Origin of the sequence: Luteococcus japonicus, from assembly GCF_003752415.1 — a bacterium.
Classification (GTDB): domain Bacteria; phylum Actinomycetota; class Actinomycetes; order Propionibacteriales; family Propionibacteriaceae; genus Luteococcus; species Luteococcus japonicus.
In genome coordinates, this window is the sequence record NZ_RKHG01000001.1 from 1,247,950 (window position 1) to 1,274,730 (window position 26,781).

Annotated in this window: 31 protein-coding genes, 2 pseudogenes and 1 riboswitch; of the genes and pseudogenes, 12 read left to right on the top strand and 21 right to left on the bottom strand. The window is 70.2% G+C overall.

Annotated features, from left to right (window positions below):
* Positions 1–214 precede the first annotated feature (214 nt).
* Complete coding sequence (ilvD, locus tag EDD41_RS06070; protein ID WP_123575281.1) at positions 215–2,053, bottom strand: dihydroxy-acid dehydratase; 1,839 nt, start codon at positions 2,051–2,053, stop codon at positions 215–217.
* Positions 2,054–2,248: 195 nt separating this feature from the next.
* Here ilvD and EDD41_RS06075 point away from each other — a divergent pair, with 195 nt between their 5' ends.
* Both EDD41_RS06075 and EDD41_RS06080 read left to right on the top strand, forming a co-directional pair.
* Positions 2,249–2,467: a hypothetical protein gene (locus EDD41_RS06075; protein WP_123575282.1), complete on the top strand. Its 219-nt coding sequence runs from the start codon at positions 2,249–2,251 to the stop codon at positions 2,465–2,467.
* Between the two features lie 27 nt (positions 2,468–2,494).
* On the top strand, positions 2,495–3,034 hold the full coding sequence (locus EDD41_RS06080; protein WP_123575283.1) for an SIMPL domain-containing protein: 540 nt from the start codon (positions 2,495–2,497) through the stop codon (positions 3,032–3,034).
* Positions 3,035–3,051: 17 nt separating this feature from the next.
* Here EDD41_RS06080 and EDD41_RS06085 read toward each other — a convergent pair whose 3' ends face one another.
* The 4 genes from EDD41_RS06085 to EDD41_RS06100 all read right to left on the bottom strand — a co-directional run bounded on the left by EDD41_RS06085 (position 3,052) and on the right by EDD41_RS06100 (position 6,198).
* Positions 3,052–3,414: a DUF488 domain-containing protein gene (locus EDD41_RS06085; RefSeq protein ID WP_123575284.1), complete on the bottom strand. Its 363-nt coding sequence runs from the start codon at positions 3,412–3,414 to the stop codon at positions 3,052–3,054.
* 20 nt (positions 3,415–3,434) lie between these two features.
* Positions 3,435–4,094 (bottom strand): thiamine phosphate synthase, encoded by a 660-nt coding sequence (locus EDD41_RS06090; protein ID WP_094764060.1) that lies wholly within the window; start codon positions 4,092–4,094, stop codon positions 3,435–3,437.
* Positions 4,091–4,873, bottom strand: coding sequence for a hydroxyethylthiazole kinase (gene thiM, locus EDD41_RS06095; protein WP_123575285.1), 783 nt, complete (start codon positions 4,871–4,873; stop codon positions 4,091–4,093). Before thiM ends, EDD41_RS06090 begins: the two co-directional genes overlap by 4 nt.
* On the bottom strand, positions 4,870–6,198 hold the full coding sequence (locus tag EDD41_RS06100) for an MFS transporter (protein ID WP_123575286.1): 1,329 nt from the start codon (positions 6,196–6,198) through the stop codon (positions 4,870–4,872). The genes thiM and EDD41_RS06100 overlap by 4 nt, the downstream gene beginning before the upstream one ends.
* Positions 6,192–6,301: riboswitch (TPP riboswitch) on the bottom strand. It overlaps the preceding gene by 7 nt.
* Before the next feature lie 178 nt (positions 6,302–6,479).
* Here EDD41_RS06100 and EDD41_RS06105 point away from each other — a divergent pair.
* Positions 6,480–6,707 carry a hypothetical protein gene (locus EDD41_RS06105; RefSeq protein ID WP_094764057.1) on the top strand — a complete coding sequence of 76 codons (228 nt, stop codon included), beginning with the start codon at positions 6,480–6,482 and terminating at the stop codon, positions 6,705–6,707.
* 64 nt (positions 6,708–6,771) lie between these two features.
* Here the strand turns inward: EDD41_RS06105 and EDD41_RS06110 are convergent, their stop codons facing one another.
* The gene (locus EDD41_RS06110) at positions 6,772–7,026 is read right to left on the bottom strand and encodes a hypothetical protein (protein WP_094764056.1); all 255 of its coding nucleotides are present in this window, start codon (positions 7,024–7,026) and stop codon (positions 6,772–6,774) included.
* A 10-nt stretch (positions 7,027–7,036) separates the two neighbouring features.
* Positions 7,037–7,432, bottom strand: a complete 396-nt coding sequence (locus EDD41_RS18115; RefSeq protein WP_425454348.1) for a CoA transferase — start codon at positions 7,430–7,432, stop codon at positions 7,037–7,039.
* A gap of 171 nt (positions 7,433–7,603) precedes the next feature.
* Between EDD41_RS18115 and EDD41_RS18120 the strand changes: the two are divergent.
* Together EDD41_RS18120 and EDD41_RS06125 are read left to right on the top strand one after the other, a co-directional pair.
* Positions 7,604–7,903 (top strand): annotated as a pseudogene (locus EDD41_RS18120) (CYTH domain-containing protein); the annotation flags it as partial.
* Positions 7,904–8,019: 116 nt separating this feature from the next.
* Positions 8,020–9,075 carry a CYTH and CHAD domain-containing protein gene (locus EDD41_RS06125; protein ID WP_245995548.1) on the top strand — a complete coding sequence of 352 codons (1,056 nt, stop codon included), beginning with the start codon at positions 8,020–8,022 and terminating at the stop codon, positions 9,073–9,075.
* Positions 9,076–9,082: 7 nt separating this feature from the next.
* Here the strand turns inward: EDD41_RS06125 and mnhG are convergent, their stop codons facing one another.
* The 7 genes from mnhG to EDD41_RS06160 form a co-directional block, all read right to left on the bottom strand.
* On the bottom strand, positions 9,083–9,403 hold the full coding sequence (gene mnhG, locus EDD41_RS06130; RefSeq protein WP_094764053.1) for a monovalent cation/H(+) antiporter subunit G: 321 nt from the start codon (positions 9,401–9,403) through the stop codon (positions 9,083–9,085).
* On the bottom strand, positions 9,400–9,678 hold the full coding sequence (locus EDD41_RS06135) for an MrpF/PhaF family protein (RefSeq protein ID WP_123575290.1): 279 nt from the start codon (positions 9,676–9,678) through the stop codon (positions 9,400–9,402). Before EDD41_RS06135 ends, mnhG begins: the two co-directional genes overlap by 4 nt.
* Positions 9,675–10,235, bottom strand: a complete 561-nt coding sequence (locus EDD41_RS06140; protein ID WP_094764052.1) for a Na+/H+ antiporter subunit E — start codon at positions 10,233–10,235, stop codon at positions 9,675–9,677. Before EDD41_RS06140 ends, EDD41_RS06135 begins: the two co-directional genes overlap by 4 nt.
* A complete protein-coding gene (locus EDD41_RS06145) occupies positions 10,232–11,809 on the bottom strand; it encodes a Na+/H+ antiporter subunit D (protein ID WP_094764051.1) in 1,578 nt (525 codons plus the stop codon). The genes EDD41_RS06140 and EDD41_RS06145 overlap by 4 nt, the downstream gene beginning before the upstream one ends.
* Positions 11,806–12,336, bottom strand: a complete 531-nt coding sequence (locus tag EDD41_RS06150) for a Na(+)/H(+) antiporter subunit C (protein WP_094764050.1) — start codon at positions 12,334–12,336, stop codon at positions 11,806–11,808. Before EDD41_RS06150 ends, EDD41_RS06145 begins: the two co-directional genes overlap by 4 nt.
* Positions 12,333–15,185, bottom strand: a complete 2,853-nt coding sequence (locus EDD41_RS06155; protein WP_094764049.1) for a Na+/H+ antiporter subunit A — start codon at positions 15,183–15,185, stop codon at positions 12,333–12,335. The genes EDD41_RS06150 and EDD41_RS06155 overlap by 4 nt, the downstream gene beginning before the upstream one ends.
* 202 nt (positions 15,186–15,387) lie before the next feature.
* Positions 15,388–15,804: a peptidase S9 gene (locus EDD41_RS06160; RefSeq protein WP_123575291.1), complete on the bottom strand. Its 417-nt coding sequence runs from the start codon at positions 15,802–15,804 to the stop codon at positions 15,388–15,390.
* Positions 15,805–15,997: 193 nt separating this feature from the next.
* Here EDD41_RS06160 and EDD41_RS18125 point away from each other — a divergent pair.
* Positions 15,998–16,345 (top strand): annotated as a pseudogene (locus EDD41_RS18125) (DinB family protein); the annotation flags it as partial.
* A gap of 94 nt (positions 16,346–16,439) precedes the next feature.
* Here EDD41_RS18125 and EDD41_RS06170 read toward each other — a convergent pair.
* A complete protein-coding gene (locus tag EDD41_RS06170) occupies positions 16,440–17,165 on the bottom strand; it encodes an HD domain-containing protein (RefSeq protein ID WP_170165261.1) in 726 nt (241 codons plus the stop codon).
* A 35-nt stretch (positions 17,166–17,200) separates the two neighbouring features.
* Positions 17,201–18,709: a succinyl-CoA:acetate CoA-transferase ScpC gene (scpC, locus tag EDD41_RS06175; RefSeq protein WP_123575292.1), complete on the bottom strand. Its 1,509-nt coding sequence runs from the start codon at positions 18,707–18,709 to the stop codon at positions 17,201–17,203.
* Between the two features lie 35 nt (positions 18,710–18,744).
* Here scpC and EDD41_RS17115 point away from each other — a divergent pair, with 35 nt between their 5' ends.
* Positions 18,745–19,257 carry a DJ-1/PfpI family protein gene (locus EDD41_RS17115; RefSeq protein ID WP_211336596.1) on the top strand — a complete coding sequence of 171 codons (513 nt, stop codon included), beginning with the start codon at positions 18,745–18,747 and terminating at the stop codon, positions 19,255–19,257.
* Positions 19,199–19,738 (top strand): GlxA family transcriptional regulator, encoded by a 540-nt coding sequence (locus EDD41_RS17120; RefSeq protein WP_211336597.1) that lies wholly within the window; start codon positions 19,199–19,201, stop codon positions 19,736–19,738. Before EDD41_RS17115 ends, EDD41_RS17120 begins: the two co-directional genes overlap by 59 nt.
* Before the next feature lie 25 nt (positions 19,739–19,763).
* On the opposite strand, the gene EDD41_RS06185 is transcribed toward EDD41_RS17120, so the two are convergent.
* Positions 19,764–20,621: a LysR family transcriptional regulator gene (locus tag EDD41_RS06185; RefSeq protein ID WP_123575293.1), complete on the bottom strand. Its 858-nt coding sequence runs from the start codon at positions 20,619–20,621 to the stop codon at positions 19,764–19,766.
* Between the two features lie 97 nt (positions 20,622–20,718).
* Between EDD41_RS06185 and EDD41_RS06190 the strand changes: the two genes are divergently transcribed.
* Together EDD41_RS06190 and EDD41_RS06195 are read left to right on the top strand one after the other, a co-directional pair.
* A complete protein-coding gene (locus tag EDD41_RS06190) occupies positions 20,719–21,579 on the top strand; it encodes an aldo/keto reductase (RefSeq protein WP_123575294.1) in 861 nt (286 codons plus the stop codon).
* Between the two features lie 35 nt (positions 21,580–21,614).
* Positions 21,615–22,430 (top strand): SDR family oxidoreductase, encoded by an 816-nt coding sequence (locus tag EDD41_RS06195; protein ID WP_123575295.1) that lies wholly within the window; start codon positions 21,615–21,617, stop codon positions 22,428–22,430.
* 26 nt (positions 22,431–22,456) lie between these two features.
* Here the strand turns inward: EDD41_RS06195 and EDD41_RS06200 are convergent, their stop codons facing one another.
* Positions 22,457–22,864, bottom strand: coding sequence for a winged helix-turn-helix transcriptional regulator (locus EDD41_RS06200; RefSeq protein ID WP_123575296.1), 408 nt, complete (start codon positions 22,862–22,864; stop codon positions 22,457–22,459).
* Positions 22,865–22,991: 127 nt separating this feature from the next.
* Here EDD41_RS06200 and EDD41_RS16790 point away from each other — a divergent pair, with 127 nt between their 5' ends.
* Together EDD41_RS16790 and EDD41_RS17125 are read left to right on the top strand one after the other, a co-directional pair.
* A complete protein-coding gene (locus EDD41_RS16790) occupies positions 22,992–23,540 on the top strand; it encodes an alcohol dehydrogenase catalytic domain-containing protein (RefSeq protein WP_170165158.1) in 549 nt (182 codons plus the stop codon).
* Positions 23,431–24,870, top strand: a complete 1,440-nt coding sequence (locus EDD41_RS17125) for an alpha/beta fold hydrolase (protein ID WP_211336598.1) — start codon at positions 23,431–23,433, stop codon at positions 24,868–24,870. Before EDD41_RS16790 ends, EDD41_RS17125 begins: the two co-directional genes overlap by 110 nt.
* Positions 24,871–24,876: 6 nt before the next feature.
* On the opposite strand, the gene pcp is transcribed toward EDD41_RS17125, so the two are convergent.
* The 3 genes from pcp to EDD41_RS06220 all read right to left on the bottom strand — a co-directional run bounded on the left by pcp (position 24,877) and on the right by EDD41_RS06220 (position 26,748).
* Positions 24,877–25,521, bottom strand: a complete 645-nt coding sequence (gene pcp, locus EDD41_RS06210) for a pyroglutamyl-peptidase I (protein ID WP_123575297.1) — start codon at positions 25,519–25,521, stop codon at positions 24,877–24,879.
* A 1-nt stretch (position 25,522) separates the two neighbouring features.
* Positions 25,523–26,056 (bottom strand): DJ-1/PfpI family protein, encoded by a 534-nt coding sequence (locus EDD41_RS06215; RefSeq protein WP_123575298.1) that lies wholly within the window; start codon positions 26,054–26,056, stop codon positions 25,523–25,525.
* Positions 26,057–26,136: 80 nt separating this feature from the next.
* Positions 26,137–26,748 (bottom strand): flavin reductase family protein, encoded by a 612-nt coding sequence (locus EDD41_RS06220; protein ID WP_123575299.1) that lies wholly within the window; start codon positions 26,746–26,748, stop codon positions 26,137–26,139.
* Positions 26,749–26,781 lie beyond the last annotated feature (33 nt).

Genomic DNA, 26,781 nt, shown 5'->3' on the forward strand with positions numbered 1-26,781 from the left:
GTGTCCGCCGGGCGTCAGCTGGGCTCGGCGGCACTGCACACCGGCAGGGTGACGGCTTGGCCGGTGGGAGAAGGCGCACCGGACACTTCGACCGGATTCGTCACCACTACCTGGTCAGACCCAATGAGGGCCTCGCACACCGTGTGTGCGAGGCCCTTCCCTTCCCCTCAACAAGCTCGGGGATCGTGTCTCCGGGAGCTCGCGGATCGTGACGTCAGTCCACCTTGCGGGCGGCGCCCTTGTCCGCGCTCTGCGCGAACTTCGCGAAGATCTTCAGCGCCGCGGAGACCTGACGGTCCCGGTCCTTCGGCTGCCAGCCGGCCTGGTCCTGCTCCTGGCGACGGGAGGCGAGCTCCGCGTCGCTCACCTCGACGGTGACGCTGCGGTTGGGAATGTCGAAGCTGATGATGTCGCCGTCACGCACCAGACCGATGGCGCCGCCGCTGGCCGCCTCCGGGCTGACGTGCCCGACACTGAGGCCCGACGAGCCACCCGAGAAACGCCCGTCGGTGATCAGCGCGCACTTGGGGCCCAGCCCCACGCCCTTGAGGTAGGAGGTCGGGTAGAGCATCTCCTGCATGCCGGGGCCGCCCTTGGGGCCCTCGTAGCGCACCACCACCACGTCACCCTCGACGATCTTGCCGCCCAGGATCATCTCGACGGCCTCGTCCTGACTCTCGGCCACCTTCGCGGGGCCGCTGAACTGCCACTGGTGCTCGGGGACGCCGGCGGTCTTCACGATGCAGCCGTCGGGGGCCAAGTTGCCCTTGAGCACGGCCAGGCCGCCCTCGGTGGTGTAGGCGTGCTCCACGGAGTGGATGCAGCCGTTCTCGGCGTCAGTGTCCAGCGACTCCCACCGGTTGGTGGAGCTGAAGGCCTCGGTGGTACGCACGCCCCCGGGCGCCGCATGGAAGAGCTCCAGGGCCTTGCCGGTCGCCTTGCCGGAACGGATGTCCCAGTCACCCAGCCACTGCTCCACGCTGGCCGAATGCACGGCGCGGACGTCCTCGTCGAACATCCCACCGCGGCGCAGCTCGCCCAGGATGGCGGGGATGCCGCCGGCCCGGTGCACGTCCTCCATGTAGAACTTGTTGGTGTTCGGGGCCACCTTCACCAGGCACGGGGTGACCCGGCTCAGGGCATCGATGTCGTCCTGGTCGAAGTCGACGCCGGCCTCCTGCGCCGCGGCCAGCAGGTGCAGGATCGTGTTGGTGGAACCGCCCATGGCGATGTCCAGGCGCATGGCATTGGCGAAGGCGGGCTTGGTGGCGATCGAGCGCGGCAGCACGGAGCTGTCGTCGCCCTCGTAGTACTGCTTGCACAGGTCCACCACCAGGCGGCCTGCGTCCAGGAAGAGTTCCTTGCGGGCGGCGGCGGTGGCCAACGTCGAACCATTGCCGGGCAGCGAGAGACCCAGCGCCTCGGTGAGGCAGTTCATCGAGTTGGCGGTGAACATGCCCGAGCAGGAACCACAGGTGGGGCAGGCATTCTCCTCGATGGTGACGATGTCCTCGTCGCTGACGGTGTCGTCGACGGACTTGATCATGGCGTCGATCAGGTCCAGCCGGGTGACGGTGCCGTCATCCTTGATCGTCGCCTTCCCGGCCTCCATCGGCCCGCCGGAGACGAAGACCGTCGGGATGTTCAACCGCAGCGCCGCGAGCAGCATTCCGGGAGTGATCTTGTCGCAGTTGCTGATGCAGACCAGCGCGTCGGCCTGGTGGGCATTGACCATGAACTCGACGCTGTCCGCGATCACCTCACGGCTGGGCAGGCTGTAGAGCATGCCGGAGTGACCCATGGCGATGCCGTCGTCGACGGCGATGGTGTTGAACTCGCGGCCGACGCCACCGGCCTCGGCTACGGCGCCGGCCACCAGCTGACCCATGTCCTTGAGGTGCACGTGACCGGGCACGAACTGGGTGAAGGAGTTCGCGATGGCGACGATCGGCTTGCCGAAGTCCTCATTGGTCATGCCGGTGGCGCGCCACAGGGCGCGTGCTCCGGCCATGTTGCGGCCGTGGGTGGTGGTGCGGGAACGAAGTGCTGGCATGGCACCAGACTAGGTGCTCTCCCCCGGCAAAGGCTCCGGGTGCCGGTGGGTGGTCACCCTGAGTGGCACGGGTAGGGGGCCAGATGGCCTACGACTGTGGGATGAACCCGCCACGACGGCTTCCACCGCGGGTGGCAGCCCGAACCATCCATCCAGCCGATGTGCGCACAGCCCCCTCACAGCGAGGCTTGAGCCATGATGAATCTCCTCGGTATGGCCGCTGCCCTTGGTGTCCTGGTCCTGATCTGGCTGGCGCTGCCGCTGCTGATGGCGCCGCTGGTGCTGGTCGGTGCCCTGCTCTCGCACTCCGTGGCCCCTCGTACGCGACGGGTCTGCGCACCGCAGGGCCGCCGCGCCGACGTGCACGAGCTGGCCACCCTGCACCCTCGTGACCACGTCCGCCTCGCCGCCTGACCGCGTCGCCCCCGTACCCTGAAGCGCATGCTGATCACCGTCGAAGGCCGCCACAGCGTCGAACTGCCCGCCGAACTGGGCACCCTGCACCTTGAGGTGCACTGCACCGACGAGGACCGCGCCCGCGCCATGCAGGCGGCCCAGCGCAGCGCCACGCGCCTGGTGGACGAACTGATGGGACAGGCCCCGGTGGAGCGTCATGACGTCGAGGCCCCGCGCACCTGGACCGAGCAGCGCTTCGACGCACAGGGCCAGCCCGCCGGGATCGTGCACCACGCCGGGATCATGATGCAGGTGGTCTTCCGCGATGCCGTCGCCCTGTCCGAGTTCTCGGCCCGCTGGGGCGAACAGCCCGACGTGCAGCTGGGGCACGTCGCCTGGGACCTCACCGAACAGACGCGTCGACGCCACGAGGACGAGACGCTCGCCGCCGCCATCACCGACGCCCGCCGCCGAGCCGCCGTGATGGCAGCTGCAGCCGGAGCCGGCGAGCCCACACTGGTGGAACTGTCCGACCCCGGTCTGCTGGGTGTCGGCGCCGCCGTCCACGCGCGTCTCGAGGCGTGACCGCGCCCGTCCAGATGTCAGGCAGAGCTTCGTCCAGATGTTGGGTAGAGCTCGCGCAGCCACTCCTGGAGCACGGGGACGTGGGAGTTCCCGACGTCCTTGTTCCCGGTGAGGAGCAGGACCTCCTCGTGCTCTCGCAACTGGGCGGGCAGCCCGTCGTGGTCGGCCCCGTCGAGCTGCTCACGATAGCGACGGACGAACTCGTCGTGGCGCGTCCCGCGCTCCTCATGGAACCAGCGACGCAGCCCGTCGGAGGGGGCCAGGTCCCTGGCCCACAGGTCCAGCGCGGCCCGGTCCTTGCTGATGCCGCGCGGCCACACACGGTCCACGAGCACCCGCAGACCGTCAGGCTGTTCCTCGTCGCGGAATCCTTGCCGCATGGATGTCCATGGCCCCGAGCCTAGGTCTGGGCGGCAAGCCGACCACGCTCGTAGCCAGCCAGGACGCCGCGCACCAGGGCCTCGGGATCTGCCGCCTGCATCACGTGACGCACCATGCACACGCCGGCGATGCCCGTCCCGGCAAGGGCCTCGACGTCAGCGGGCGTGACGTCGCCGATGGCCAGGACCGGTATGCGTGATGCCTGCACCAGCGGCCGGTATCCCTCGACGCCCAGTGGCGCACGTCCCGAGTCCTTTGTCGGGGTGGGGCGGAAGGGCCCGGCACCCAGGTAGTCGACGACGCCCGCCTGCTGCTGCGCGCGCTGCACCAGCTCCAGTGTCCCAGTCGTGAGACCGACCAGTGCGTCGGGGCCGAGAATCTGACGGGCCGCCTCGACGGGCAGGTCGTCCTGCCCCAGGTGCACGCCGTGCACGGCGGCCCCGGCCCGGCGGGCCGCCCAGGCAACATCGGTTGCATCGTCCACCACGACGCGGGTGTCCGGATTGGCTCGCTCCACAGCGGCTGCCACGGCCGTCACCAGGGCCAGCAGCTCCCGGTCACCACCCTGCTTGTGCCGCACCTGCACCACGCCGGCGCCACCCCGCGCGGCAGCCGCGGCCACCTCGACGGTGCGCCGGTCATTTCCAGAAGTCACCAGGTACATCCGCCAGTCGGTCATGAGACGCTCGCTCCTCGTTCCACCTCGTCGCCGTCCAGCTCGAAGAGCTGGTCCACCAGTTCCACCTTGAAGGATCCCGGCCGGGGGCAGGATCGCGCCGCCCGCTCCCCCACCACGCCGAGCCACACCGTCGCCGCGACGGCGGCATCCAGCGGACTGGCGACGCTGCAGCAGGCCGCCGTCAGGGCGCCCAGGGTGCAGCCCGTGCCGGTGACCCGGGTCAACAGCGGGTGCCCGTTGCTGACCCGGACCTCACGGCGGCCGTCGGTGATCACGTCCTGGGCACCGGAGATGGCCACCACGGTGCCGTACCGAGCCGCGATCGTCCGGGCCGCGGCCAGGGCCTCGGCCGGGTCCGCGGTGGAGTCGGCTCCCCTGCCACCCGTCGAGTCCCCGGCCAGGACCAGCACCTCCGAGGCATTGGCCCGCACGACGCTCGGCCCAAGGGCCAGCAGCTGGCGGGCCAGGTCCACCCGCACCGGGCTGGGCCCGATGGCGGCCGGGTCCAGGACCCATGGCACCCCCAGTTCACGCGCCACCTCCACCGTGGCGGGGATCCCGCCCCTGCCGTCGGTGCTCAGCGTGCCGAGGTTTGCCAGCAGGGCATCGGCGCGGCGCACCACGAAGGGCGCCTCGTCGAGGGTCTCGGTCATCATCGGGCGCGCCCCCGCCGCCAACAGCGCGTCGGCCACCAGGTTCATGCTGACCGCCGCCGTGAGGCAGTGCACCAGAGGTTCCCGGCCGCGCACGCCGCGCACCACGGCCCCGGGGCCGCTCACACCGCCACCTGCTCGATCTCGGCCGGCGCCAACCGGGGTCCCAGCGCGGCCCCGAGCGACACCAGCGCAGAGCCCGCGATGAGCACCAGCACCACGGCGGCATTGCGGCTGGTCCCACCGGCCAGCCACGGAAGCCAGTAGGGATAGAGGGCCGGCAACACGATCGACGCGGAATATGCGGTGCCGTACCCGGTGGAGCGCACGTGGGCGGGAAAGGCCTCGCTCAGGTAGGCGCCGACCGGCCCGTAGGCGGTGACGGTGAGCACCTGCGCCAGCACCGCGCCGACGATGAGCCCCACCAGCCCCGGCCCCGTGCCCATCATCCACAACCAGGCCGCGGAGCCGCCGACGGCGGCGATCGTCGTCGCGAAGAGGAAGTAGCGTCGCCGGCCGACCAGGGTCGACAGGTGCCCGGTGAGCGCCATCACCAGCGCCTGTCCCACCGACGCGAAGCCCATCACCACGGAGGCCCGGCCCGCCGAGAGCCCGGCGTCGCTGACCAGGCGTTGCCCGAGCAGCAGCACCACCATCTGGGTCATCAACCACAACCCGCTCATCAGGCAGAACATCCGCCAGAAGGCGCCCCGCCACGGCCCCAGCACCACCTCGCGCAGGCTGCCACGGGTACCTGCCTCGTCGATTCCCGGCCGCACGGCCCGGGTGGCATCGGCCACGTGTCGCCGGTAGAAGACGAACATGGCGCAGGAGGCCAGCCCGCCCGCAACGAAGGGAAGGCGCCATCCCCAGGCCGCATAGGACTCCGGCCCCAGGGCCATCAGCATGCCTGCCGTGACGAAGGCGATCGTCGCCTGCGCACAGGGTGCCATCGCCATGATCAATCCACTGAACAGCCCCCTGTGGCGCGGCGCGCTCCACTCCATGGCCAACGGCACCGCCGCCGAGTACTCCCCGGCAATGAACATGCCCCCGACGAAACGCAGCGCCACCAACAGCGCGAAGGTGGCGCCGCCCAGCACCCGGTGCGTGGGCAGCGCCGCGATCAACAGCGTGCAGGCCGCGGTGCCGGCGATGGCGACGGCCGTCGTGCGGGTGCGTCCGGCCCGGTCCGCGATCCGTCCGAAGACCGTCGCGCCCACCGGGCGGCCCAGCAGCATCGCCATCACGACGATGGCCGTGCCGGAGGACGCGGCGCTGGGCCCCGCAAGGGTCTTCATGGCCGGGGCCAGGGCCAGCGCCGGCAGGAAGATGTTGACCTGGTCCACGTAGTTCCCGATCACGCCGCCGGTGAGGGCGGCGCGGCGATACGTCGCCCGGCTCACCCGCGGGGCCGCTTCGACGAGCGTGTGGGCATGGATCTTCGTCATGACATCTCTCTTCCTTCGCCGGCATGATCCGGGCAGGTTCGGACGGTCCGAGCGGCAACAGCTCGATCTCAGCCCTCTGCCGAGGGCTCCCGTGGGATGTCCCACACCCTAGCGGTGTGTGAGGTGTGGCCCGCGCGACGGGCATCAGGTGACAGGCGGGTGACGGATTGCTCAACGCGGGATGAGATGAACCCGAAGACTTGCTGAATCGGCTTCGGAGAAGCTGAAAGAACCCCGGTCAAGGGCCAGAATCGCCCCTCGCATCGACCAATCTGGGTGTCATGTCCGCACTGATTGGAATCGTCGTCCTCGCCCTGTTCTGCCTTGCCTTGTTCGTGGCGATCCCCTTCCTGCTCGCCCCGCTCGTCCTGATCGGCATGTACCTGCACCGTCGTCGTGAGCTGGCCCCCGAGACCCGAGCGCAGCAGATCCCGGCGCGCGCGGCCACCGTCGCCAGCAGCCGTGAGGAGGAACGCGAGGCCGCTCGGGGCATCGCCCAGGCCGCCTGAGCACAGGGGCCGAGGCCTCGGGTCAGTGCGGACCACGAGGCGTCTGTCCCCTACTGCGCCGTCCTCAGATGTCGCGCAGCAAGAGGCCCCAGGCGACCAGCTGCTGGACGCCCTGGTCATTGACGTCCTCGACGGACTCGTCCCAGTCCAGCGCGCGCATCAGCTGCGCCGCCTCCGCATTGCGCTGCTCCACGGGAAGGCTGAGCAGGCGCATGAAGGCTGCCTCGTTCTCCTGTGCCTTTGACGGGTCGACGTGGTTGAGGGCGCCGACGGTCATCCCGAGCAGCGCACCGATCATGAAGTCATCGGGCTGGTCCATGCAGGCGAACCTATCGGACGCGGGCCAGCGGGATGTCCCGCTCCCCCGCCCACGCCTCCCAGTCCGCCACGCTCCGGGCTGCGAAGAGGGTCTCCAGCTCCTCCCGGCTCCCCTCGACGCCCAGCTCGGCGCGGGTCCGCTCCCAGAAGTGCGGCTCCAGCGCGGCCAGGGCCACGTAGCCGTCGGAGGCCCGGTAGATCCCGTAGCCGGGCAGGGATCCGCCAAGGATCCCGTCGGGGGTGGTCAGGCCGTGGCGGACCGGGTCACCCATCATCTGGGCGAGATCACTCAGCGCCACCTCCCGCAGGCTTCCCCGCCCCGTCCGGCTCGCGTGCAGCACGGCGGCGAGTGCCTCCCCGACGGCCCGTTCCGCGCTGTTCAGGTCCGCCAGCAGGATCCTGGGCATCGACGGGGGCTGCAGTGTCCCTACCTCCGCCTGGTAGGTGAGGTCATGCTTCCGCGGGATTTCGCCGAAACCTAGCGCCGTGCGCAGGTGCTGCAACACCGTGCGGTCCAGTTTCGGATGGCGGAGCCAGCTAGGCTGGCCGCACGACAGCACCGCCGCTGAGGAGACGACATGTCCGTGGAGATCGAACGCAAGTTCCGCCTGCCCGAGGGCGGCCGGATCAGGGCACTCGACGGCGTCACACTCGGCGCGGGGGACGAACTGTCCCTGCGGGCAGTCTACTTCGACACGCCTGACCTGGTGCTGGCCCGCCGCGGCATCACCCTGCGGCGCCGCACCGGCGGACACGACGAGGGGTGGCACCTCAAACTGCCCGGCGAGGGCCATGCCCGTGAGGAGATCGGCGCCGAGATCCTGCCCGGTGCCAGCACCACCCGCGTCCCCCACCTGTTGCGCAGCCACGTGGCCGATGTCGTCAAGCGCGCGCCGCTCGTGCCCGTCGCCCGCCTGGACACCGCCCGTCGCGAGACCCCCTGCTCGATGAGGGAGGAACCACCGTTGCCCTGCTCTGCGAGGACCAGGTCACGGTGCGCCGCGGCACCGAGGAGCACGCCTGGCAGGAGGTGGAGGTGGAACTCACACCCGCCGGGCACGAGGGGGACCTCGACGCGATTTCCCGGGCCCTGGAGGCCCAGGGCGCCCAGGCACAGCCAGCCACCTCGAAGCTGGTGCAGGCGCTTGGCAGCCTCTTGACACAGCGCACGGAGGACCAGCCCCGGAGCGCCGCCCAGGTGATCGGGGACTACCTCGCCACGCAGGTGGGCATGGTCCAGGCGATGGAGCCGGAGGTGCGCGCGGACGCCCCCGACGCCGTGCACAAGCTGCGGGTGGCCTGCCGTCGGCTGCGCAGTGTCCTACGTGTCTATCGCGCCCTGATGGATGCCGAACGCACCGAGCCGCTGCGAACCGAACTGAAGTGGCTGGGAGAGGTGCTCGGAGGGCCCCGCGACGCCGAAGTCCTCCGCGAACGCCTGCACGAAGGGCTGGACCTGATGCCCGACGAGGGCATCCTCGGCCCCGTGCGCGAGCGGTTGGCCACCGAGCTCGACGCCCGTCATGCGGCCGCGCACGCCGCCATGGTCGCGGCCCTGGACGAGGAACGGTACGCGGGGCTGCTGGAAGCCCTGACGTGCCTGCTGACGGACCCGCCCTTCCTGCCGGGGGCGGAGCGTCCGGCCCGGCAGGTGCTGCCCCGCCATCTGGACCGCGCCACCCGCCGGGTCTCCATGCGCTGGGCCGCGGCGTGCGCGGCGAAGCGCCCGGAGAAGATGGAGTTGGCGCACGAGGCTCGCAAGAAGGCCAAGGCCTCGCGCTATGCGTGGGAGGCTGCCATCCCGGCACTCCCGAACGCGGAGCGGGCGGCGGCCGCCTGGAAGCAGGTCACCGAGTCACTGGGTGTCGCGCAGGACACCGTCGTCTCCCGGGCACGTCTGCTGGAACTGACCGCCGCCGCCGGGGAGGCCGGGGAGCCCACCTTCACCTACGGTGTGCTCTACGGGCGTGAGCTGGCCCACCAGGACGACGCCCGTGGGGTGGCGGACCGTGCCGTGCGGATTGCCCGACGGGCATCGCGCACCCACTGATCCACCCTCAGGACTCGCGACGGTGGTCCACGGGGCGCCCGCCGCGGCCGGTGCGCAGCGCGGCGCGGCTCATCATGTGCGAGGCCACCGGCGTCGTGACCAGCTGGAAGAAGGCCACCAGCACCAGCATCCCGATGTCGAAGCCGGAGCGCAGCCCCAGCCCGACGCCCAGCATCACCAGCACCACGCCCAGCACCTGCGGCTTGGTGGCAGCGTGCATCCGGCTCAGCAGGTCACCGAAGCGCACCAGGCCGATGGACGCGCACAGGCACAGGAAGGCGCCCGCCAGCATCAGCAGGCTGGCGGCCAAGTCCAGCGCGACGTTCACGGCGCCACCTGCTCATCGGCGTCCTTGGCCACGAACCGGGAGATGGCGACGGTGGACACGAAGCCCAGCAGGGAGACGGTGATCAGGATCGGCAGGGTGGAGGTGTCCTTGGTGATGACGGCCTCCAGCCCCAGCGCGCACACGATCACGGCCACCAGCACGTCATTGGCCAGCGCCCGGTTCAGGACGGTGGGACCCGCCACCATCCGCGCGAGTGCCAGCAGTGCTGCGGCGGCCAGCATGATGCCGGTGGCCCAGTGGATGATGCTCATCATTCCCCTTCCTGCATGGTGCGCAGCAGCCGCGCCTCGGTGGCGCCGCTCCCCGTCGGCCTGGTGGCGACGCTGAGGGCGGCCTCGACGCGGTCCTCCAGTGCCCGGACCTTGGCGCGTTCCAGCGACAGGGCCTCCGGATCGGTGATGTCCAGGACGTGCAGCGTGAGGATGCCGCTGTCCTGGTCGAGGTCGATCACCACGGTGCCGGGCACCAAGGAGGTGAGTTCGGCGACGATGGTGCGACGCAGGTCGTCGTCGAGGCGCAGGCGAAGGTCGATCAGTGCACCCCTGCCGATCGGGGCGGGCCGCAACGCCAACCACGCCACATTGGCGCTGGCCAGCACCAAGTCGGTCAGGAAGCGCAGCACCAGCCGGGCCAGACCGAGCGGCCGGATCCGCAGGGTGGAGATCATCGGGGGCATCGGGAAGAACCACAGGATGCCGGCCGCGAGCAGCAGGCCGAAGAAGAGGTTGGCCCAGCTCAGGTGGCCCATCAGCATCAGCCAGACGGCGGTCAGGCCGATCAGCGGCAGGGGGCGCAGGCGTCGCAGGATCATCGCCCGGCCACCCCCAGCACGTCGGCGACGTAGCCGGCCCGGTCGCCCAGTTGGGTGGCGGCCGCGTCGGTGTAGGCGAACAGGGGTCCCGCCACCACGGTGAAGACGCACGAGACGGTCACCAGGGCGGCGGTGGGCCACACGATGCCGCGGGGCAGGGGCCGGGAGGCGACGAGTTCCTCCGCCTCGTCCCCGATCAGGTCCACCAGCGCCCCGTCGTCATCCTCCATGGCGGCCCGCGGACCGCGCCAGAAGGCACGGCCCCAGACACGGCTGATGGCGTACAGGGTGAGCAGGCTGGTGACCAGGGAGCCGCCGACCAGCAGGTAGGCCAGGCTGGTGCCCGACTGGGTGCCGGCCCGCAGCAGGCCCACCTTGCCGAGGAATCCGGACAGCGGTGGAATCCCGGCCAGGTTCAGGGCCGGGAGGAAGAAGAGCAGTGCCAACCCCGGCGCCATCCGCAGGAAGCCACCCAGGTGGCTCAGCGACGTGCTGCCGCCGCGGTGCTCGATCAGCCCGGTGACCAGGAAGAGGCAGGTCTGGATGGTGATGTGGTGTGCGGCGTAGAAGATGGCCGACGACAGGCCCAGCTCGTTGCCGATGCTGATCCCGAAGACCAGGTAGCCGATGTGGCTGACCAGGGTGAAGGAGAGCAGTCGCTTGATGTCGTCCTGCGCCAGGGCCCCGAGGATGCCGACGACCATGGTGAGCAGCGCGGCCACCAACAGCAGCTGGTCGTAGCCGTCGTCGGGGAAGAGCAGGGTCTGGGTTCGGATCATCGCGTAGACGCCCACCTTGGTGAGCAGGCCGGCGAAGACGGCGGTGACGGGCGCCGGCGCCGTCGGGTAGGAGTCGGGGAGCCAGCCGGACATCGGGAAGACTGCGGCCTTGATGCAGAAGCCCACCAGCAGCATGCCCTGCAGGAGCTGGGCCGTGGCGGGGGCCAGGTCGTCGAGCCGTCCGGCCAGCTGGGCCATGTCGACGGTGCCGGTGGCGGCGTAGATGAGGCCGATGGCCAGCAGGAAGACCAGGGAACTGAGCAGGTTCACCACCACGTAGTTGGCGCCGGCGCGCACGCGGGACTCGGTGCCGCCCAGGGTGAGCAGCACGAAGCTGGCGAAGAGCAGCATCTCGAAGCCGACGTAGACGTGGAAGAGGTCTCCGGACAGGAAGGTGGTGGACACGCCGGCGGACAGCACCAGCAGCGACGGGTGGAAGATCGGCAGCGGCGCTCCCCCGTCCTCCAGGTCCTCGGACGCATGCCCCTCACCGATGGCGTAGAGCATCACGGCGAAGGTGACCACGGAACTGACCAGGAGCATCAGGGCGCTGAGCCGGTCCACCACCAGGACGATGCCGTCGACGGGGGCCCAGCCGCCGACGCCGATCACCAGCCTTTCCCCGCCGCTGGCGATCCCCAGCAGCAGGGCAGCGACGACCACGACGCTGCCCAGCACGAGGGCGGTGACGATGCGTTGCAGCACGGTGCGGCGGCCGGCGACGACCGTGAGGCCGGCACCGATCAGCGGCAGCACGACGGGAAGCGGCACCAGGTCCGCGCTGGTGAAGCTCATCGTGCCCCCTCCGGGTCCAGGTCCTCTGGGACGATCTGATCGTGGTCCGCCATGGTGACGGGGTCGGGCGGCAGCGCGTCCTCCTCGTCGTCGGCCAGGGCGTGCGGGTCCGCGGTGTCGGTGTAGTCGGAGCCGGACAGGTCGTTGGACTCGGCCAGTTCCTGCAGGCGTGTGTCCTCGGCGTCGTCGGCGACGTCGTCGGTGCTGGCCAGCTGCCACTGGCGGTGGGCCAGGGCCAGCACGAAACCGGTCACGGCCAGGGTGATGACGATGGCGGTGAGCACCATGGCCTGTGGCAGCGGGTCGCTGATCCCGTCGGCCCCGATCCTGGTGGCGGCGGCTTCCGCCTTGTCGATGATCGGTGGCAGGCCGGCCGGGCCGGCGGCGACCAGGAAGGCCATGTTCACGCCATTGCTCATCAGCAGCACGCCGATCAGGGCCCGGGTAAGGCTGCGCGAGAGCAGCAGTGTCACACCACAGCCGAAGAGCACGCCGGCCATGATGGCGAGGGTCAGGTTGGGACTCATGCGCCCACCTCCTCGGCCTCGCGCCGGGCTTCGACGATCTGGTCGTCGATCCCACTGCCGAGGCTCCGCAGGATGTCCAGCACGAGCCCGATCACCACCAGGTAGACGCCGATGTCGAAGAAGACGCTGGTGACCAGGTGCAGGTCCCCCAGCAGGGGCAGGTGCAGGTCGAAGATCCAGCTCTGCAGCACGTCGCCGCCGGCAAGCATGGAGACCAGCCCGAAACCGGCGGACAGGAACAGGCCCGTGCCCAACAGCGCGCCGGGCATCACGGGGAGGGCGGCGCGCAGCTCGTCGCCGCCGCCGGCGAGGTAGCGGATCACCAGCGCCAGGCCCGCGACGATGCCGGCCGCGAAGCCTCCACCGGGCGCATTGTGTCCGGTGAACAGCAGGTAGAGCGACCAGAGCAGGACAGTGTGGAAGATGATCCGGGTGATGACGGCGAAGATCAGCGAGCCGCGTTCGTCGCCGAAGGAGTGGCCGGTGGCCAGCCATGAGCTGCCGACATTGGTGGCGCCACTGCCGACGCCGCGATGGGCGCGGGCGTCGACCAGCCGCTGGCGGTGCTCGTCGACGCGTTCCTGCTTGCGGAAGACCAGGCTCGCGATGCCGGTGGCGGCCACCAGCACCACGGAGATCTCGCCCATGGTGTCCCACGCGCGGATGTCCACCAGCGCGACGTTGACAATGTTCCCGCCGCCGCCGAAGGAGGTCGCGCCCTTGGGCCAGCCGACGGCCGACGGGTCGGCCGTGCGTGCGGCGCCGGCCACCAGGCAGACGACGGTGACCAGGGCCCCGGACAGTGTCCCGAGCAGGATCCGCACGCCGCGTTCGGTGCGCGAGGGGTCCTCGTTGAAGCGGCCGGCCAGACGCCGGAGAACCAGCACGAAGATCACGATGGAGACGGTCTCTGCCAGCACCTGGGTCAGCGCCAGGTCCGGGGCACCGTGCAGCAGGAAGGCGAGCGAGCACGCATAGCCGGTGACGCTGACCAGGACGACGGCCCGCAGGCGTCGTCGGGAGCGCACGGCCGCGATGGCGGCGACGACGGCCACCAGGGCCACCGGGACCTGCGCCGGATGGTCCCACAGCCGTAGGTCCCGCGGGAGGCCGGTGCGTACCAGGCCCTTGGCCATCATCCCGATGAAGACCGCCAGGACCAGCCCGAGGCTGAGCGGCAGCGAGCCGCGCTGCAGGAAGCCGGTGACCTCCAGCGATCCGCGGTCCAGGCCGCGCATCACCAGGCGGTATGCGGAGACGGCTGCGGGCGGGTGCGGCAGGGCGCCCTGCACGCGGGCGACGGGGCGGCGCAGTGCGACGAGCAGGGCGCCGGTGGCCAGCGTCGCGATGCTGAGGTAGAGGGCCGGGCCCAGACCGTGCCACAGCCCCAGGTGGATGGGGTGCTCGCCCGGGGTGAAGCCCTCGCGGTAGCCGGTGACCAGGCCTTCGAGGTGCGACGAGAAGGGCGCGGCGGCCAAGCTGGCCAGGCCGAGCAGCAGCGGGATGGCGGTGGCCACCGGCGATGGCTGGTGCACGTCGATGGTGTCGACGTCGCGCTTGGTGGCCCACGCGCCCCAGAGCAGGCGGCCGGAGTAGCCAACGGTGAGCACACTGCCCAGCACCAGGATGGCGAGCACCCATGGGCCCCAGTCCTCGGGGGCGTGCAGGTAGGTCTCGTAGACGGCCTCCTTGCCGACGAAGCCGAGCATCGGCGGCAGGCCGGCCATCGAGGCGGCGCACAGCACCGTGGCCACGACCAACACCGGCATCTGCCGGGCCAGGCCGGACAGGCGTCGCACGTCGCGGGTTCCGGTGGCATGGTCGATCGTGCCCACGGACAGGAAGAGCCCGGCCTTGAAGACGGCGTGCGCCACCAGCAGCGTCAGGCCGGCCAGGGCGGCGTCGTGGGTGCCGGTGCCGACGAGCACGATGAGAAAGCCGAGTTGGCTGACGGTGCCGTAGGCGAGGATGAGCTTGAGGTCCACCTGGCGCAGCGCCCGGTAGCCGCCGACGAGCATCGTCAGGCCGCCGAGGACCAGGACGGTGGGGCGCCAGACGGTGTGCTCGGCGAAGCCCGGTGCCAGCCGGGCGACGAGGTAGATGCCCGCCTTCACCATGGCTGCGGCGTGCAGGTAGGCCGAGACGGGGGTTGGTGCGGCCATGGCGCCGGGAAGCCAGAAGTGGAAGGGCACCTGGGCGGACTTGGTGATGGCCCCGGCCAGTACCAGCACGATCCCGGCGGCGACGGTGGGTCCGGTGGGCGGGTCCGCCAACAGGGCGGTGAGGCTGGAGGTGCCGGCCGAGGTGGACAGCATGAGGAGGCCACCGAGCATGGCCAGACCACCGGCTGTGGTGACCACCAGCGCCTGGGTGGCGGCATTGCGCGCGTCCTCGGAACGCGGGTTGTGCCCCACCAGCAGGTAGCTCAGCACGGTGGTGGCTTCCCAGAAGAGGTAGAGCAGCAGCAGGTCGTCGGCCAACACCAGCCCGGTCATGGCGCCAGCGAAGGCCGTCAGGTGGGCTGCCAGCCGGCCGAGGTCCGCTTCGCCGTCGTCGAAGTAGGCGGTGCAGTAGGCCAGCACCAGGGTGCCGATCCCGCCGACCACCAGGCACATCAGCAGCGACAGCGAGTCCATGCGCAGGCCGAGCGTCAGGTCGATGCTGGGCACCCACGGGTGGCTCCACTGCGGGTGGTCACCGGCGCGGACGGCGTCCAGCTGGGAGGCGGCGAAGCCGGCTGTGGCCAGCGACGGGAGGGCCAGCAACCAGAAGGCGCGGCGGCCGAGGAGGCGAACCAGGAATGGCGCGCTGACGGTGGCGAGCAGGTGCAGGGCCAGTACCGTCAGCATTCATCATCTCCCCAGGGGGCTCGACGGAGGGTCCGCCTGAGTCTGCGTGGGCAATCTTACAGACCTTGATCAACAAATCACCGAACAGTCCACCTGCGTCGCTCGGGTTCCTGACAGCCGCTCGGGTTCCCGTGATCCGCTCGGGTTCCCGTGATCCGCTCGGGTTGCAACACACTCGCACCGCGCAAACCCGAGCGGATGACTACTCGTCGACGAGGGCGGCGGCCGCACACAGGGCACCGGCAACCAGCGCCAACCGGGTGTGGGCGCCCATCACGCCCTCGGCGCGACGACGCTCACCCCGGGCGAAGATCTTGCGCTCGAGGACGCCCGTGGCCGCCAGCGATCCACCCAGCAAGCCGAGTCCGGCGACGACCATCCACGGTTTGATCTCCCGCTGCGCGGTCTCGTCGGCCACCTCGGATTCATCGGCGCCGGGCTGGGCCACCGGCTCGTCGTCGGCGGTCGCCACCACGATGCCGGTGAAGGCGGCCAGCAGCGCGCTCTTCGCGGCGATGCGTACCTTCCGGGAGCGGATCACGTCGGGCATGGCGTACCACCCGAAGGTCGTCAGAGCCCCAGCCAGGGCCTGCTCATGTTGCGTCGTGGAGATCTCCATCGAGCCAGCATGCCCTGCCGTGGGGTCCGTCGACTTGTTCAGGCCCCCGTGAGTTCCCTGCGAGAGTTGCGCGTAGGCAAGTCCGGCGCGGTGCGGTCCCGCGGGAGTGCGCTCGCCTATTCCCTCCGAGCGGTGTCCATGCGCAACCCTCGCAGGGTCGACACCGAACTCGTGACGGGGGCAGGGTGGGGGCATGGACACCCGCGAAATCCTGACCGACGCCTCCCGTCGCCCCCTGTACACCGCAGCCGTGCTGCTGAAGGGAATCGGCGCCGAGACCCTCAACGCGCATCCAGCGCCGGGGGCCAATTCCATTTCCTGGCTGGTCTGGCATGCGGCCCGCCAGATGGACGTGCAGCTGGCCGAGTTGACCGGCCGGCCCACCGTCTGGGAGCGCGACGGCTGGGCCCAGAAGCTGGGCGTGGACCGAGGCCCCGACGACTTCGGTTTCGGGGACGGCCCGGAGCAGGTCGCCGCCCTGCGCATCGAGGACTCCGCCGCCTTGGAGGCACTGCTGGTCGCCTGCGTCGAGGAGCTCGTGGCGTACGTCGACACCCTCTCCCCCGAGGACCTCGACGAGGTCATCGACGACGGCTGGGATCCGCCCGTCACGCGAGGGGTGCGGATCGTGAGCATCATCGACGACGCCGTGGTCCCACCTGGGCCAGGCCTCCTACGCGCGCGGGCTGCTGGAGGGCTGGAAGCTCGGGGTCTGACACGCTCTCTGCGGCCAGTCGGAACCCCCGGATCACCTCGACGAAGTCCGTGCGCTGGAATCCGGGGACGAAGTGCTGCAGCACGTCGGCCTTCACATTGCCGAAGGTCGTCTCCGGCCGGTGCCGGATGCCCTCGGTGAAGGCGGCCAGGATGCCGTTCTTGAAGTCCGGACGCGGATGGGCCGCCACCACGGCGGCGCGCTGCTCGGGCGTGATCGCGTCGTAGCCGATGCCCATCACGTCCAGCTCCACGCCGCGGCTCACCAGCTCGATCTCCGGCGCCATGTGCATCGGGACCTCGGGCGTGGTGTGCAGCGCGATGGCCGCCCACACCCGCTCGGCCTTCTCGGGCGTGATTCCCTGCTGCTGCAGGAAGTCGCGCGCGATGTCGGCGCCGTCGATCTCGAAGCGCTGGTCGTCTCTGCGGTAGCGCTCGGTGAGGCCCAGGTCATGGAACATGGCGCCCACGTAGAGCAGTTCCGCATCCCACTGCAGCCCACGTTCCTGGCCTCGCAGTGACGCGAACAGGTAGGTGCGGCGGCTGTGGTGGTAGACCAGCTCGGTGGCCGCGTCACGCACCAGTTCGGTGGCCTCCCGGGCCAGTGTGCTGTCGGGAATGGTGATACCGGCGATGGTCTCGCCCATGGGGTGTCCTCTCGTGGTGGGTTCGGGTTGGCTGGTCAGCCGCGCATCGACCCCGTCTCGTTCAGGTTCTGGTGGAAGGCCAGCGCCGTGGCCAGGTGGTGCGGCTCGTGCATCGCCTTGACCGAGGCAGCCTCGGCGCGCTCCAGGTAGTCCTCCAGCAGCGGGCGGTAGTCGGGGTGCGCCACCTGCACCATCCGGCGGGCGCGTTCCCGGGGTGTCAGGCCGCGCAGGTCGGCGAAGCCGTGCTCGGTGATGACCACCATCACGTCGTGCTCGGTGTGGTCGATGTGGCTGGCGAAGGGCACGATCGCGGAGATGGCGCCGTCCTGGGCCACCGACGGGGAGATGAAGGACGAGATGTAGCCGTTGCGGGTGAAGTCTCCCGAGCCACCAATGCCGTTCATGATCCGCGAACCGGCCACACAGGTGGAGTTCACGTGGCCGTACAGGTCTGCCTCGATCATGCCGTTGGTGGCGATCAGCCCGACGCGTCGGATCACCTCGGGGTGGTTCGAGATCTGCAACGGCCGGGTGATGATGTGCTCGCGGTACCGCTTGGCCTCGGCATTCATCTTGTTGGCGTACTCGGGCGACGGGGAGAAGCTGGTGGCCGAGGCGACGCTCATCTTGCCGGCGTCGATCAGGTCCACCATGCCGTCCTGGATCACCTCGGTGTAGGCCTGGATGTTCTCGAACTTGCTGTCCAGCAGGCCCGCCATCACGGCATTGGGCACATTGCCGACGCCGGACTGCATGATGTAGCCGTCGTAGGTCAGGCGGCCCGCGCGGACCTCGCCCTCCAGGAAGTCGAGGAAGTTGCCGGCGATCTGCCGGGAGATGCCGTCGATCGGCTTGAAGGGAGCATTGCGGTCCGGGGCGTCGGTCTCGACGACGGCCACCACCTTGGAGGCGTCGATCGGGATGTAGGTGGTGCCGATTCGGTCGCCCGGCTTGTTGATCGGGATGGCGACGCGGTTGGGCAGCGCGGGCATCTGCCAGATGTCGGCCATGCCGTCCAGTTCGATGGACTGCCAGAAGTTCACCTCGACGATGATCCGGCTGGCGGCGTTGAGGTATTCGACGTTGTTGCCGACGCCCGAGGAGGGCACCAGGTTGCCGTCGGCGTCGATCTGGCTGGCCTCGACGATGGCGACGTCGAGCGCCCCGAAGAAGCCCTCCTCCACCTGCTGCGCGGAGTGCGACAGGTGCATGTCGGCGTAACCCATCCGGCCTGCGTTGATGGCGGCGCGCATCGTCGGGTCGGACTGGTAGGGGGCGCGGAAGCGCAGCGCATCGGCCTCGGCCAGCACCCCGTCGCAGTCCGGGGCGGTGGAGGCGCCGGTGAACAGGTCGATGGTGTAGTCGCGGCCGGCCTCGTGCTCGGCGCGGGCGCGCTCGGCGATGGCCGTCGGCAGCGCCTTGGGGTAGGCGGATCCGGTGAAGCCGGACATGCCGACCTTGTCGCCGTGGTTGACGAACTGGGCCGCGTCGTCGGCGGACATGAGCTTGGCGCGCAGGGCGGCGTTCTTGATGCGTTCGTTCATGCACCAAGTCTGGAAGGACTGCCTAGACTCCTTCCATGCCTCGACGGACGGCTTCCCCCACGGATTCGGACATGCTGGGTGTGGGCATCGTGGTCTACGACGGCGTGACCCTGCTGGACGTCAGCGGTCCCGCCGAGGTCTTCGACCGCGCCGGCGGCTACCGGGTGGAACTGCTCTCCCCCGACGGCGGTGAGGTGCGCGGCTCCAACGGCCTGCGACTGGCGGGCACGCGGGCGATGCACGAGCCCTTCGCCCTCGACGTGCTGGTGGTGGCCGGTTACGAGCACCTGCCGCACCGCGAGCTGCCGACCCCGCTGCTGGAGGCCGTGGCGCGCTTCGTCCCCTTGGCGGAGAGGGTGGCGTCGGTGTGCACCGGGGGCCTTCGTGCTGGCAGCCCTCGGACTGCTCGACGGGCGACGGGCCACCACGCACTGGCGCCAGGCCGACGAGCTGGCCCAGCTGCACCCCCGGGTGCGGGTGGAGGCCTACGTGCTGCACATTGCCGACGGCCCGGTGTGGACCTCGGCCGGGATCACTGCAGGGGTTGACCTTGCGCTGTCCATGGTAGAGGAAGACCTGGGCGCCGAGCGGGCCCGGGAGGTGGCTCGCGAGCTGGTGGTCTTCCTGCACCGCTCCGGCGGGCAGGCGCAGTTCTCCACCTCGCTGCGCACCCCGGTGACCACCCACCAGCGCCTGCGCGAACTGATGGAAGACGTGCAGGCAGACCCAGCGGCGCCACACACGGTGGATTCCATGGCCCGCACCGTCTCGCTGAGCAGTCGCCAGCTCACCCGCCTGTTCCAACACGAGCTGGGCACCACCCCGGCGCGCTGGCTGGAGCTGGTGCGCCTGGACCACGCCAAGCAGTTGCTGCTGGACGGCCACTCGGTCACCGAGAGCGCCCAACTCAGTGGCTTCGGCTCCGACGAGACCCTGCGTCGCGTCTTCTGGCGCCTGCTGCACACCACGCCGAGCGACTACCGGGAACACTTCCGCACGGCCGGGACCAGAAGCGCCCCGCTTGGCTGAGTGCGCCTGAGCCGTCGGTCCCCACTCAGCTGCGCCAGAGCCCTCGCGTCCCGATGGTGCGGGCCAACCGCAGCAGGCGCTCGTCGGCGCGCGGCGAGAGATGGCACCAGTAGGTCGGGTTGGCCTGCTCGTCGAGTACCGGCACCTGGACGCGGTGCGGATCGGCACCCAGTTCGGCAAGCGCCAGGTCCGTGCTGAAGACCGGCAGGCTGGAGGTGCGGGCGATCTCGAACAGGGCGTCCGGTTCCTGGACCAGGAAGTGGGCACGCGGCATCCGGGAGCGCACCAGCTCTGCCCAGAATCCGATCCGCGAGTGCAGCAGCATGGTCTCACCGTCGAGCTGCTCCAGCCTGATGCCGGGCAGTGCCGCGGCGGGGTGCGCCGGGGGCACCGACAGGTAGAGGTGCTCGACGCCACACCGGAAGCCCGGGAGTCCATCGGCCGGCGGAACGGTGCTGATCCCGACGTGCACGTCGCCTTCGGTCAGGGCGCGGGCGACGTCGTCGAGGCTCCCCAGCCGCGAGGTGATCGACAGGCCCGGGCAGGCCGCCTCGATGCGCGGCAGCACACGCCACAGGGGCGCCGGGGCGCAGGAGACGACGTCGATGGTGCGGCAGCGTCGGTCGAGCTCGGTGAGGGCGGCGTGCATCTCGTCGAGTTCGTCCAGCACCCGTCGCGCATGGACAGCCGCCAGTCCACCGGCCTCGGTGACGGCGATCTGGTTGGCGCTGCGCTCGAACAGGGGCGCAGGAAAGGCGCGCTCGAAGCGCTGCATCGAGCGTGACAGGGCGGGCTGTGAGAGGTGCAGCTCGTCGGCGGCCGCAGTGAGGGTGCCGTGCTCGACCACGGCGAGGAAGTGACGCAGCTGCTCCACGGTGACCATGCCCCAAGGTTATGCCAGCCTGACTCATCGACACTGTCCTTCTGCTGGTCCACGACGCAGACTGGAGGAACAACACCCCAGAGGAAGGACGAAAACCATGACTGCACTGCAGACCACCACCCTGAACAACGGCGTCGAGATGCCCCTGCTCGGCTTCGGCGTCTTCCAAGTCCCGGAGGCCGCCGAGTGCGAGCGCGTCGTCAGCGAGGCCCTGGAGGCCGGCTACCGGCTGATCGACACCGCCGCCGCCTACGGCAACGAGGAGGCCGTCGGCCGAGCCATCGCCGCCAGCGGCATTGCCCCCGACGAGATCTTCGTGACCACCAAGCTGTGGATCCAGGACGCCGGCGAGAAGGCCACCCGCGCCGCCTTCGAGACCTCGCTGGCCAAGCTCGGTCTCGATCGGCTCGACCTGTACCTCATCCACCAGCCCTTCAACGACTACTACGGCTCCTGGCGCGCCCTGGAAGAGCTGCTCGCCGAGGGCCTGGTGCGCGCCATCGGAGTCTCGAACTTCTACCCCGAGCGACTGGTGGACCTGGCCCTGAACGCCAGCATCGTTCCGGCCGTCAACCAGGTGGAGCTGCACCCCTTCTTCCAGCAGGCCGACGCCCTGGCCACGATGAACAAGCTCGGCGTCGCCCCGCAGGCCTGGGGCCCCTTCGCCGAGGGCCAGCACGGCATCTTCACCCACCCCGTCCTGACCCGCATCGGCGAGGCCCACGGGGTCACCGCAGCCCAGGTTGCCCTGCGCTGGAACATCCAGCGCGGCGTCAGCGTGCTGCCCAAGTCTGTGACCAGCGAGAGGATCAAGGCCAATGCCGACGTGTGGGCCTTCGAGCTCAGCGCGTCCGAGATGGACGAGGTCGCCACTCTGGACCTGGGCCACTCGGAGATCATCGACCACAGCAGCCCCAACACCGTCGAGATGCTCAACGGCCTGCGCATCCACGACTGACCACCCACCACCCCACCAACACCACAGGAGCAGACATGACTGACCAGATCGCCGTCCTGATCGGCACCGGAAGCATCGGGGTGGCCATCGCGCGGCAGTGCGCCGTGGGCCGCACCCTCGTGCTGGCCGACCGTGACCAGGAACAGCTCGACGTGCGCGCCGAGGAGCTGCGCAATGAGGGATTCACCGTCGAGACGCACCCGGTCGACGTCAGCAATCGCGAGCAGGTGGAGGAGCTGGCCACCTTCGCCGACGGCCTGGGCACCGTCACCCGCATCGTCCACGCTGCCGGCGTCTCACCGAATCAGGCACCACCCCAGACCATCGTCGCGGTGGATCTGCTGGGCACCGCCTTCGTGCTGGACGCCTTCGGCAAGGTCATCGGGCAGGGAGGTGCGGGCATCGTGATCGCCAGCCAGGCGGGCCACATGGGGTCCTTCGACGCCGAGGTGGAGGCCCAGCTGGCCCATGTTCCGCTGGAGGACCTCGCCACGATACCGGCGCTGACCGAGGTGGCTGACTCCGGTGCCGCCTACATCCTGGCCAAGCGGGCCAATGCCCTGCGCGTGCAGGCCGCAGCCCTCAGCTGGGGTGACCGGGGAGCTCGGGTCAACTGCCTCAGCCCGGGCATCATCTCCACGCCACTGGGTCGCCACGAGATGAACGGCCCGCAGGCCGAGGCCTACCGCGTCATGCTGGACCGCTCCCCCGCCGGGCGGATGGGCACCCCGTCGGAGATCGCCGGCCTGGCCGCCTTCCTGCTGGACGAGCGCGGCTCCTTCATCACCGGATCGGACATCCTGTGCGACGGCGGCGTGATCGCCGCCATGCGCGCCGGCCGGATCGGCTGAGTCGGGCGCACACCCGGGCGTCAGACCTACCGGGGCGGGGCGTCGGCCAGGTGCGCCAGGCGCAGGTCGGCAAGCCGCTCGTCGAGCCTGGAGCCGTCCAGGCCCGCGTCCTGGGCGGACGGATCGATGACCCGTCCCAGCCGCCCGAGTTCGACGAGCACGGGCATGGTGGCAAGCCCCAGTTCGGTGAGCGAGTAGCGGCCCTGCTTGCCGCGAGTGACCTCGTCCTTGACGAGGAAGCCCGCAGTCACCAGGTCCGTGAGGCGACGAGACAGCACTGGAGCGCTGATGCCCTCGTCGCTGCCGGTGAGCAGGTCCCGGAAGGAGCGACGGCGGTGCAGGGCGATGTCGCGCAGGATGAGCAGGCTCCACTGGTCTCCCACCATCTCCAGGCTCCGGTTGATCGGGCAGGACGAGCGCGCCTCGTGGATCATCAGCCTCTCCCCCAGCCCGTCGGGCCCGTCGCGATGGTGATTGCAAAGTGTTATCACTCACTGTAGCGTCTTCAGTAGTAACAAGGTGCAACTACTTCCGGGCTTGGCCCGAGTGAGGGCAGTCCCCATGAAGGCTTTCGTCATGACCCGCTACGGCGCCCCCTTCCAGGAGGCGGAGGTGCCCCGGCCCACGCCCGGCCCCGGACAGGTCCTGGCGCGGATGGCCGCCGCCGGCATCAACCACGCCGACGACCGCGCCCGCCAGGGCGAGTTCAAGGCACTGTTCAAGCCCCGCCTGCCCAGCGTCGCGGGCGGCGAGCTGTCGGGCACCGTCGTCCAGCTGGGCGACGGCGTCAGCACCGTGGGCGTCGGCGACGAGGTCTTCGCCTACACCGGGGTGGTGCGGACGGGCGCCTTCGCCGAGTACGCCGTGGTAGATGCCGAGGCACTGGCGCCGGCACCCCGCACCGTCTCGCTGACCGAGGCCGCCTCGCTGCCCGTCGTCGCGCTGACCGCCTGGCAGGCACTCGTCACGCTCGGCCAGGTGCAGCCGGGCCAGCGGGCTGGTGCATGGCGGCTCCGGCGGGGTCGGCTCGGCGACCATCCAGCTGGCCAAGCACCTGGGCGCCACCGTCGCCACCACCGCGTCGAGCCGCCATGCCGACTTCGTCCGTAGTCTGGGCGCCGACCAGGTGATCGACTACCGCAGCCAGGACTTCGTTGCCGAGCTGGCCGAGGCCCCGGTCGGCCTGGTGCTCGACACCCAGGGCGGCGAGACCACCTCGCGATCCTTCGAGGTGCTGCGCCCCGGCGGGTTGGTGGTTGGCATCGCCGGACCCCCCGACCCCGCGCTGGCCGACCAGGCCGGCGCTCCCCTGCCCGTGAAGCTCGCGCTCGGCGCGCTGAGCGCCAGGCTCCGCGCCAAGGCCAAGAAGCTGGGCGTCCGCTACCGCTTCCTGTTCATCGAGCCCGATGGCCGAGCGCTGGCCACCATCGCAGGACTGGTCGACGAGGGCGTGCTGCGGCCGGTGGTGGACCGGATTCTCCCCTTCGAACAAACCCTGGATGTGATGCAACAGATGCTCGACGGTGGCACCCCAGGCAAGGTCCTGGTGGCCACCGACCTCGACGGCTCGTCGTCCACGGCGGACGAGGCCGGGGCACAGCGCCCCACCCGATGGGCCAGCACCCCTACCCTCCACGTCACCGTCGAGGGCAAGAAGCTCCACTACCGCGACCTGGGCCCGCTCGGCGGCACCCCGGTGGTGCTGCTGACCCATCTGGCCGCGACGCTCGACGAGTGGGACCCGCGGGTGGTCGACGCACTGGCGGCCAGCCACCGGGTCGTCGCCCTGGAACTGGAAGGCGTCGGCGGCTCCGAGGGCGAGGTGCCGTTGAGCATCGCCGAGATGGCCGCCACTGCGCGGGCCATGATCGCCGGGCTCAGGCTGGGGAGGATCGACCTGATGGGCTTCTCGCTGGGCGGTTTCATCGCGCAGCAGGTGGCGCTGGACGACCCGCAACTGGTCCGCCGCTTGGTACTGACCGGCACCGGACCAGCCGGCGACAAGGGCATCGACCACGCCACGGGCGGCGCCTACATCTACCTCGACATGCTGCGCGGCACCCTCGCCCGCACCGACGCCAAGGAATTCCTGTTCTTCCCCCGCACCACCACGGGCAAGGCAGCCGCGAAGGACTACCTGGCACGACTGCAGGAGCGCTTGGTGGACCGCGACGAGCCGATGTCGGTGCGCGGTTTCCGGCGGCAGATCAAGGCCATCCGCCGATGGGGACAGCAGGAGCCACAGGACCTCTCGGCCATCACGGCGCCCACGCTGATCGCCAATGGCGAACACGACCGCATGGTGCCCACCGAACTCTCCGAAGACCTGCACCGGCGCATCCCTGGCAGCAGCCTGGTGATCTACCCCGCTGCCGGACACGGTGGCATCTTCCAGCACCACGAGCAGTTCACCCAGGCGCTGCTGGCCCACCTGGACTGATCGGCCTCAGTGGGTGGCCCCAGCGGCCAGGGCAATGTCCTCGCGATGCTCCACGACGGCGACGAGGGCGGACGTGAGGCCGCGGACGATGTCGCCCAGGGGCAGGCCGGGAGCACCGGGGTGCTGGTCGGCCTGCTCGGGAATGAAGGGCACGTGGACGAAGCCCGCCCGCACCTCGCTCCGGCCACCGACGGCCAGGTGGTGCAGCACCCCGTACATCAGGTGGTTGCAGACGAAGGTGCCGGCCGTGTTCGACAGCGAGGAGGGCAGACCCTCGTCGCGGATGGCCTGCACCATCGCCTTGACCGGGAGGGTGGCGAAGTACGCGGCGGGGCCGTCGTCTGCCACAGAACGGTCGAGGGGTTGGTTGCCCTCGTTGTCGGGGATCCGGGCGTCGTCGACGTTGATGGCGACCCGTTCCGGGGTCACGTCGGGGCGTCCACCGGCCTGACCGACGCAGATCACCGCGTCGGGCCGCAGCTCGTCGATGGCGGCGGTCACGACGTCGATGGAGCGCCCGAAGACGGTGGGCACCTGCAGCGTGACCACCTCCGCCCCGGCAATCTCGGCGGGCAACCGACGCACGGCCTCCAGGGCCGGGTTGACGGGTTCGCCACCGAAGGGGTCGAAGGCGGTCACGAGCAGGCGCATGTCAGGCCTCGTCGATGGCTGTGACGAAGGCGTCGAGGTCATCGGGATTGCGCGAGGTGACCAGCGTCCACCCCTTGGCCGTGCAGACCTTGGCCTGTTCGTCGACGACGGTGGCACCGGCATTCTTCAGGTCGGTGCGGATGGAGTCGTAGCCGGTCAGGGTCTTGCCCTCGGCCAGACCGGTCTCCACCAACACCCACGGGGCGTGGCAGATGGCGGCGATGGTGCGGCCGGCCGCGGCCTGGTCCTTGACCACCTGCTGGATCTCGGGGTCGATGCGGGCGGCGTCGGAGTTGAGGGTGCCGCCGGGCAGGAGCACGACGTCGAAGGGGCCCGTGGCCTCGGAGAGCTTCTTGTCGACGGGGAAGACCTCGCCGCGGTCCTTGTCGTTGACGAAGGTCTGCACGTCCTTGCCGGACGGGGTGGCGACGACCACGTCGTGGCCGAGTTCCTTGAGCTTGGTGGCGGGCACCACGATCTCGGGCTGCTCCACGCCGAAGTCGGTGGAAACGATGATGATCTTCTTGGTAGCCATGCTTCGACGCTAGTGCAGCATCGGCCCCCGTCCAAGCGCTGGGGCTTCGCCCAGAGCGTGACACCTGCGAGCGGCCCGGATCAGGCGCGCGGACGCGCCAGGTCCACCCGCGAGGAGGCCTCGATCCCGTAGTAGGCGCTCGGCCCGCCGGCCCTCAGCATCGGTTGTGCGGCGGCGGTGTCGAAGAGGCCGTCGGCCAGCAGGTCCTCGCGGATGTGCACGGCCACCACCTCACCGAAGGTGACCCAGGTGCCCACCCCGTCGCCCTGCACGTCGGCCAGTTCGAGCTGCTGGGTGACGCGGCACTCGAAGTTCACCCCGGCCGCGGCCACCCGCGGTGCGGCAACCTCCACGGACGCCGCAGCCTCCAGCCCGGCGCGCTCGAACTCGTCCTCGTCGGTCGGGGCGCAGGTCTGGTTCATCTGTTCCAGCAGCCCGCGGTCGACGAGGTTCCAGGTGAACTCCCCCGTGGCGGCGCAGTTGGCCACGGTGTCCTTCCACCCGATGCTGGCGAAGCCGATGATCGGTGGGGTGTAGTTGAAGGCGTTGAAGAAGGAGTACGGCGCCAGGTTGCGAGCCCCGGCCGCATCCACGGTGGCGATCCAGCCGATGGGTCGGGGACCGACGATGGCATTGAAGGGGTCGTGGGGCAGGCCGTGTCCCTGCCCGGGGCGGTAGAAGTGACTCGACACGCGCCCATCAAAGCACCCCCGGCCACGGGACGC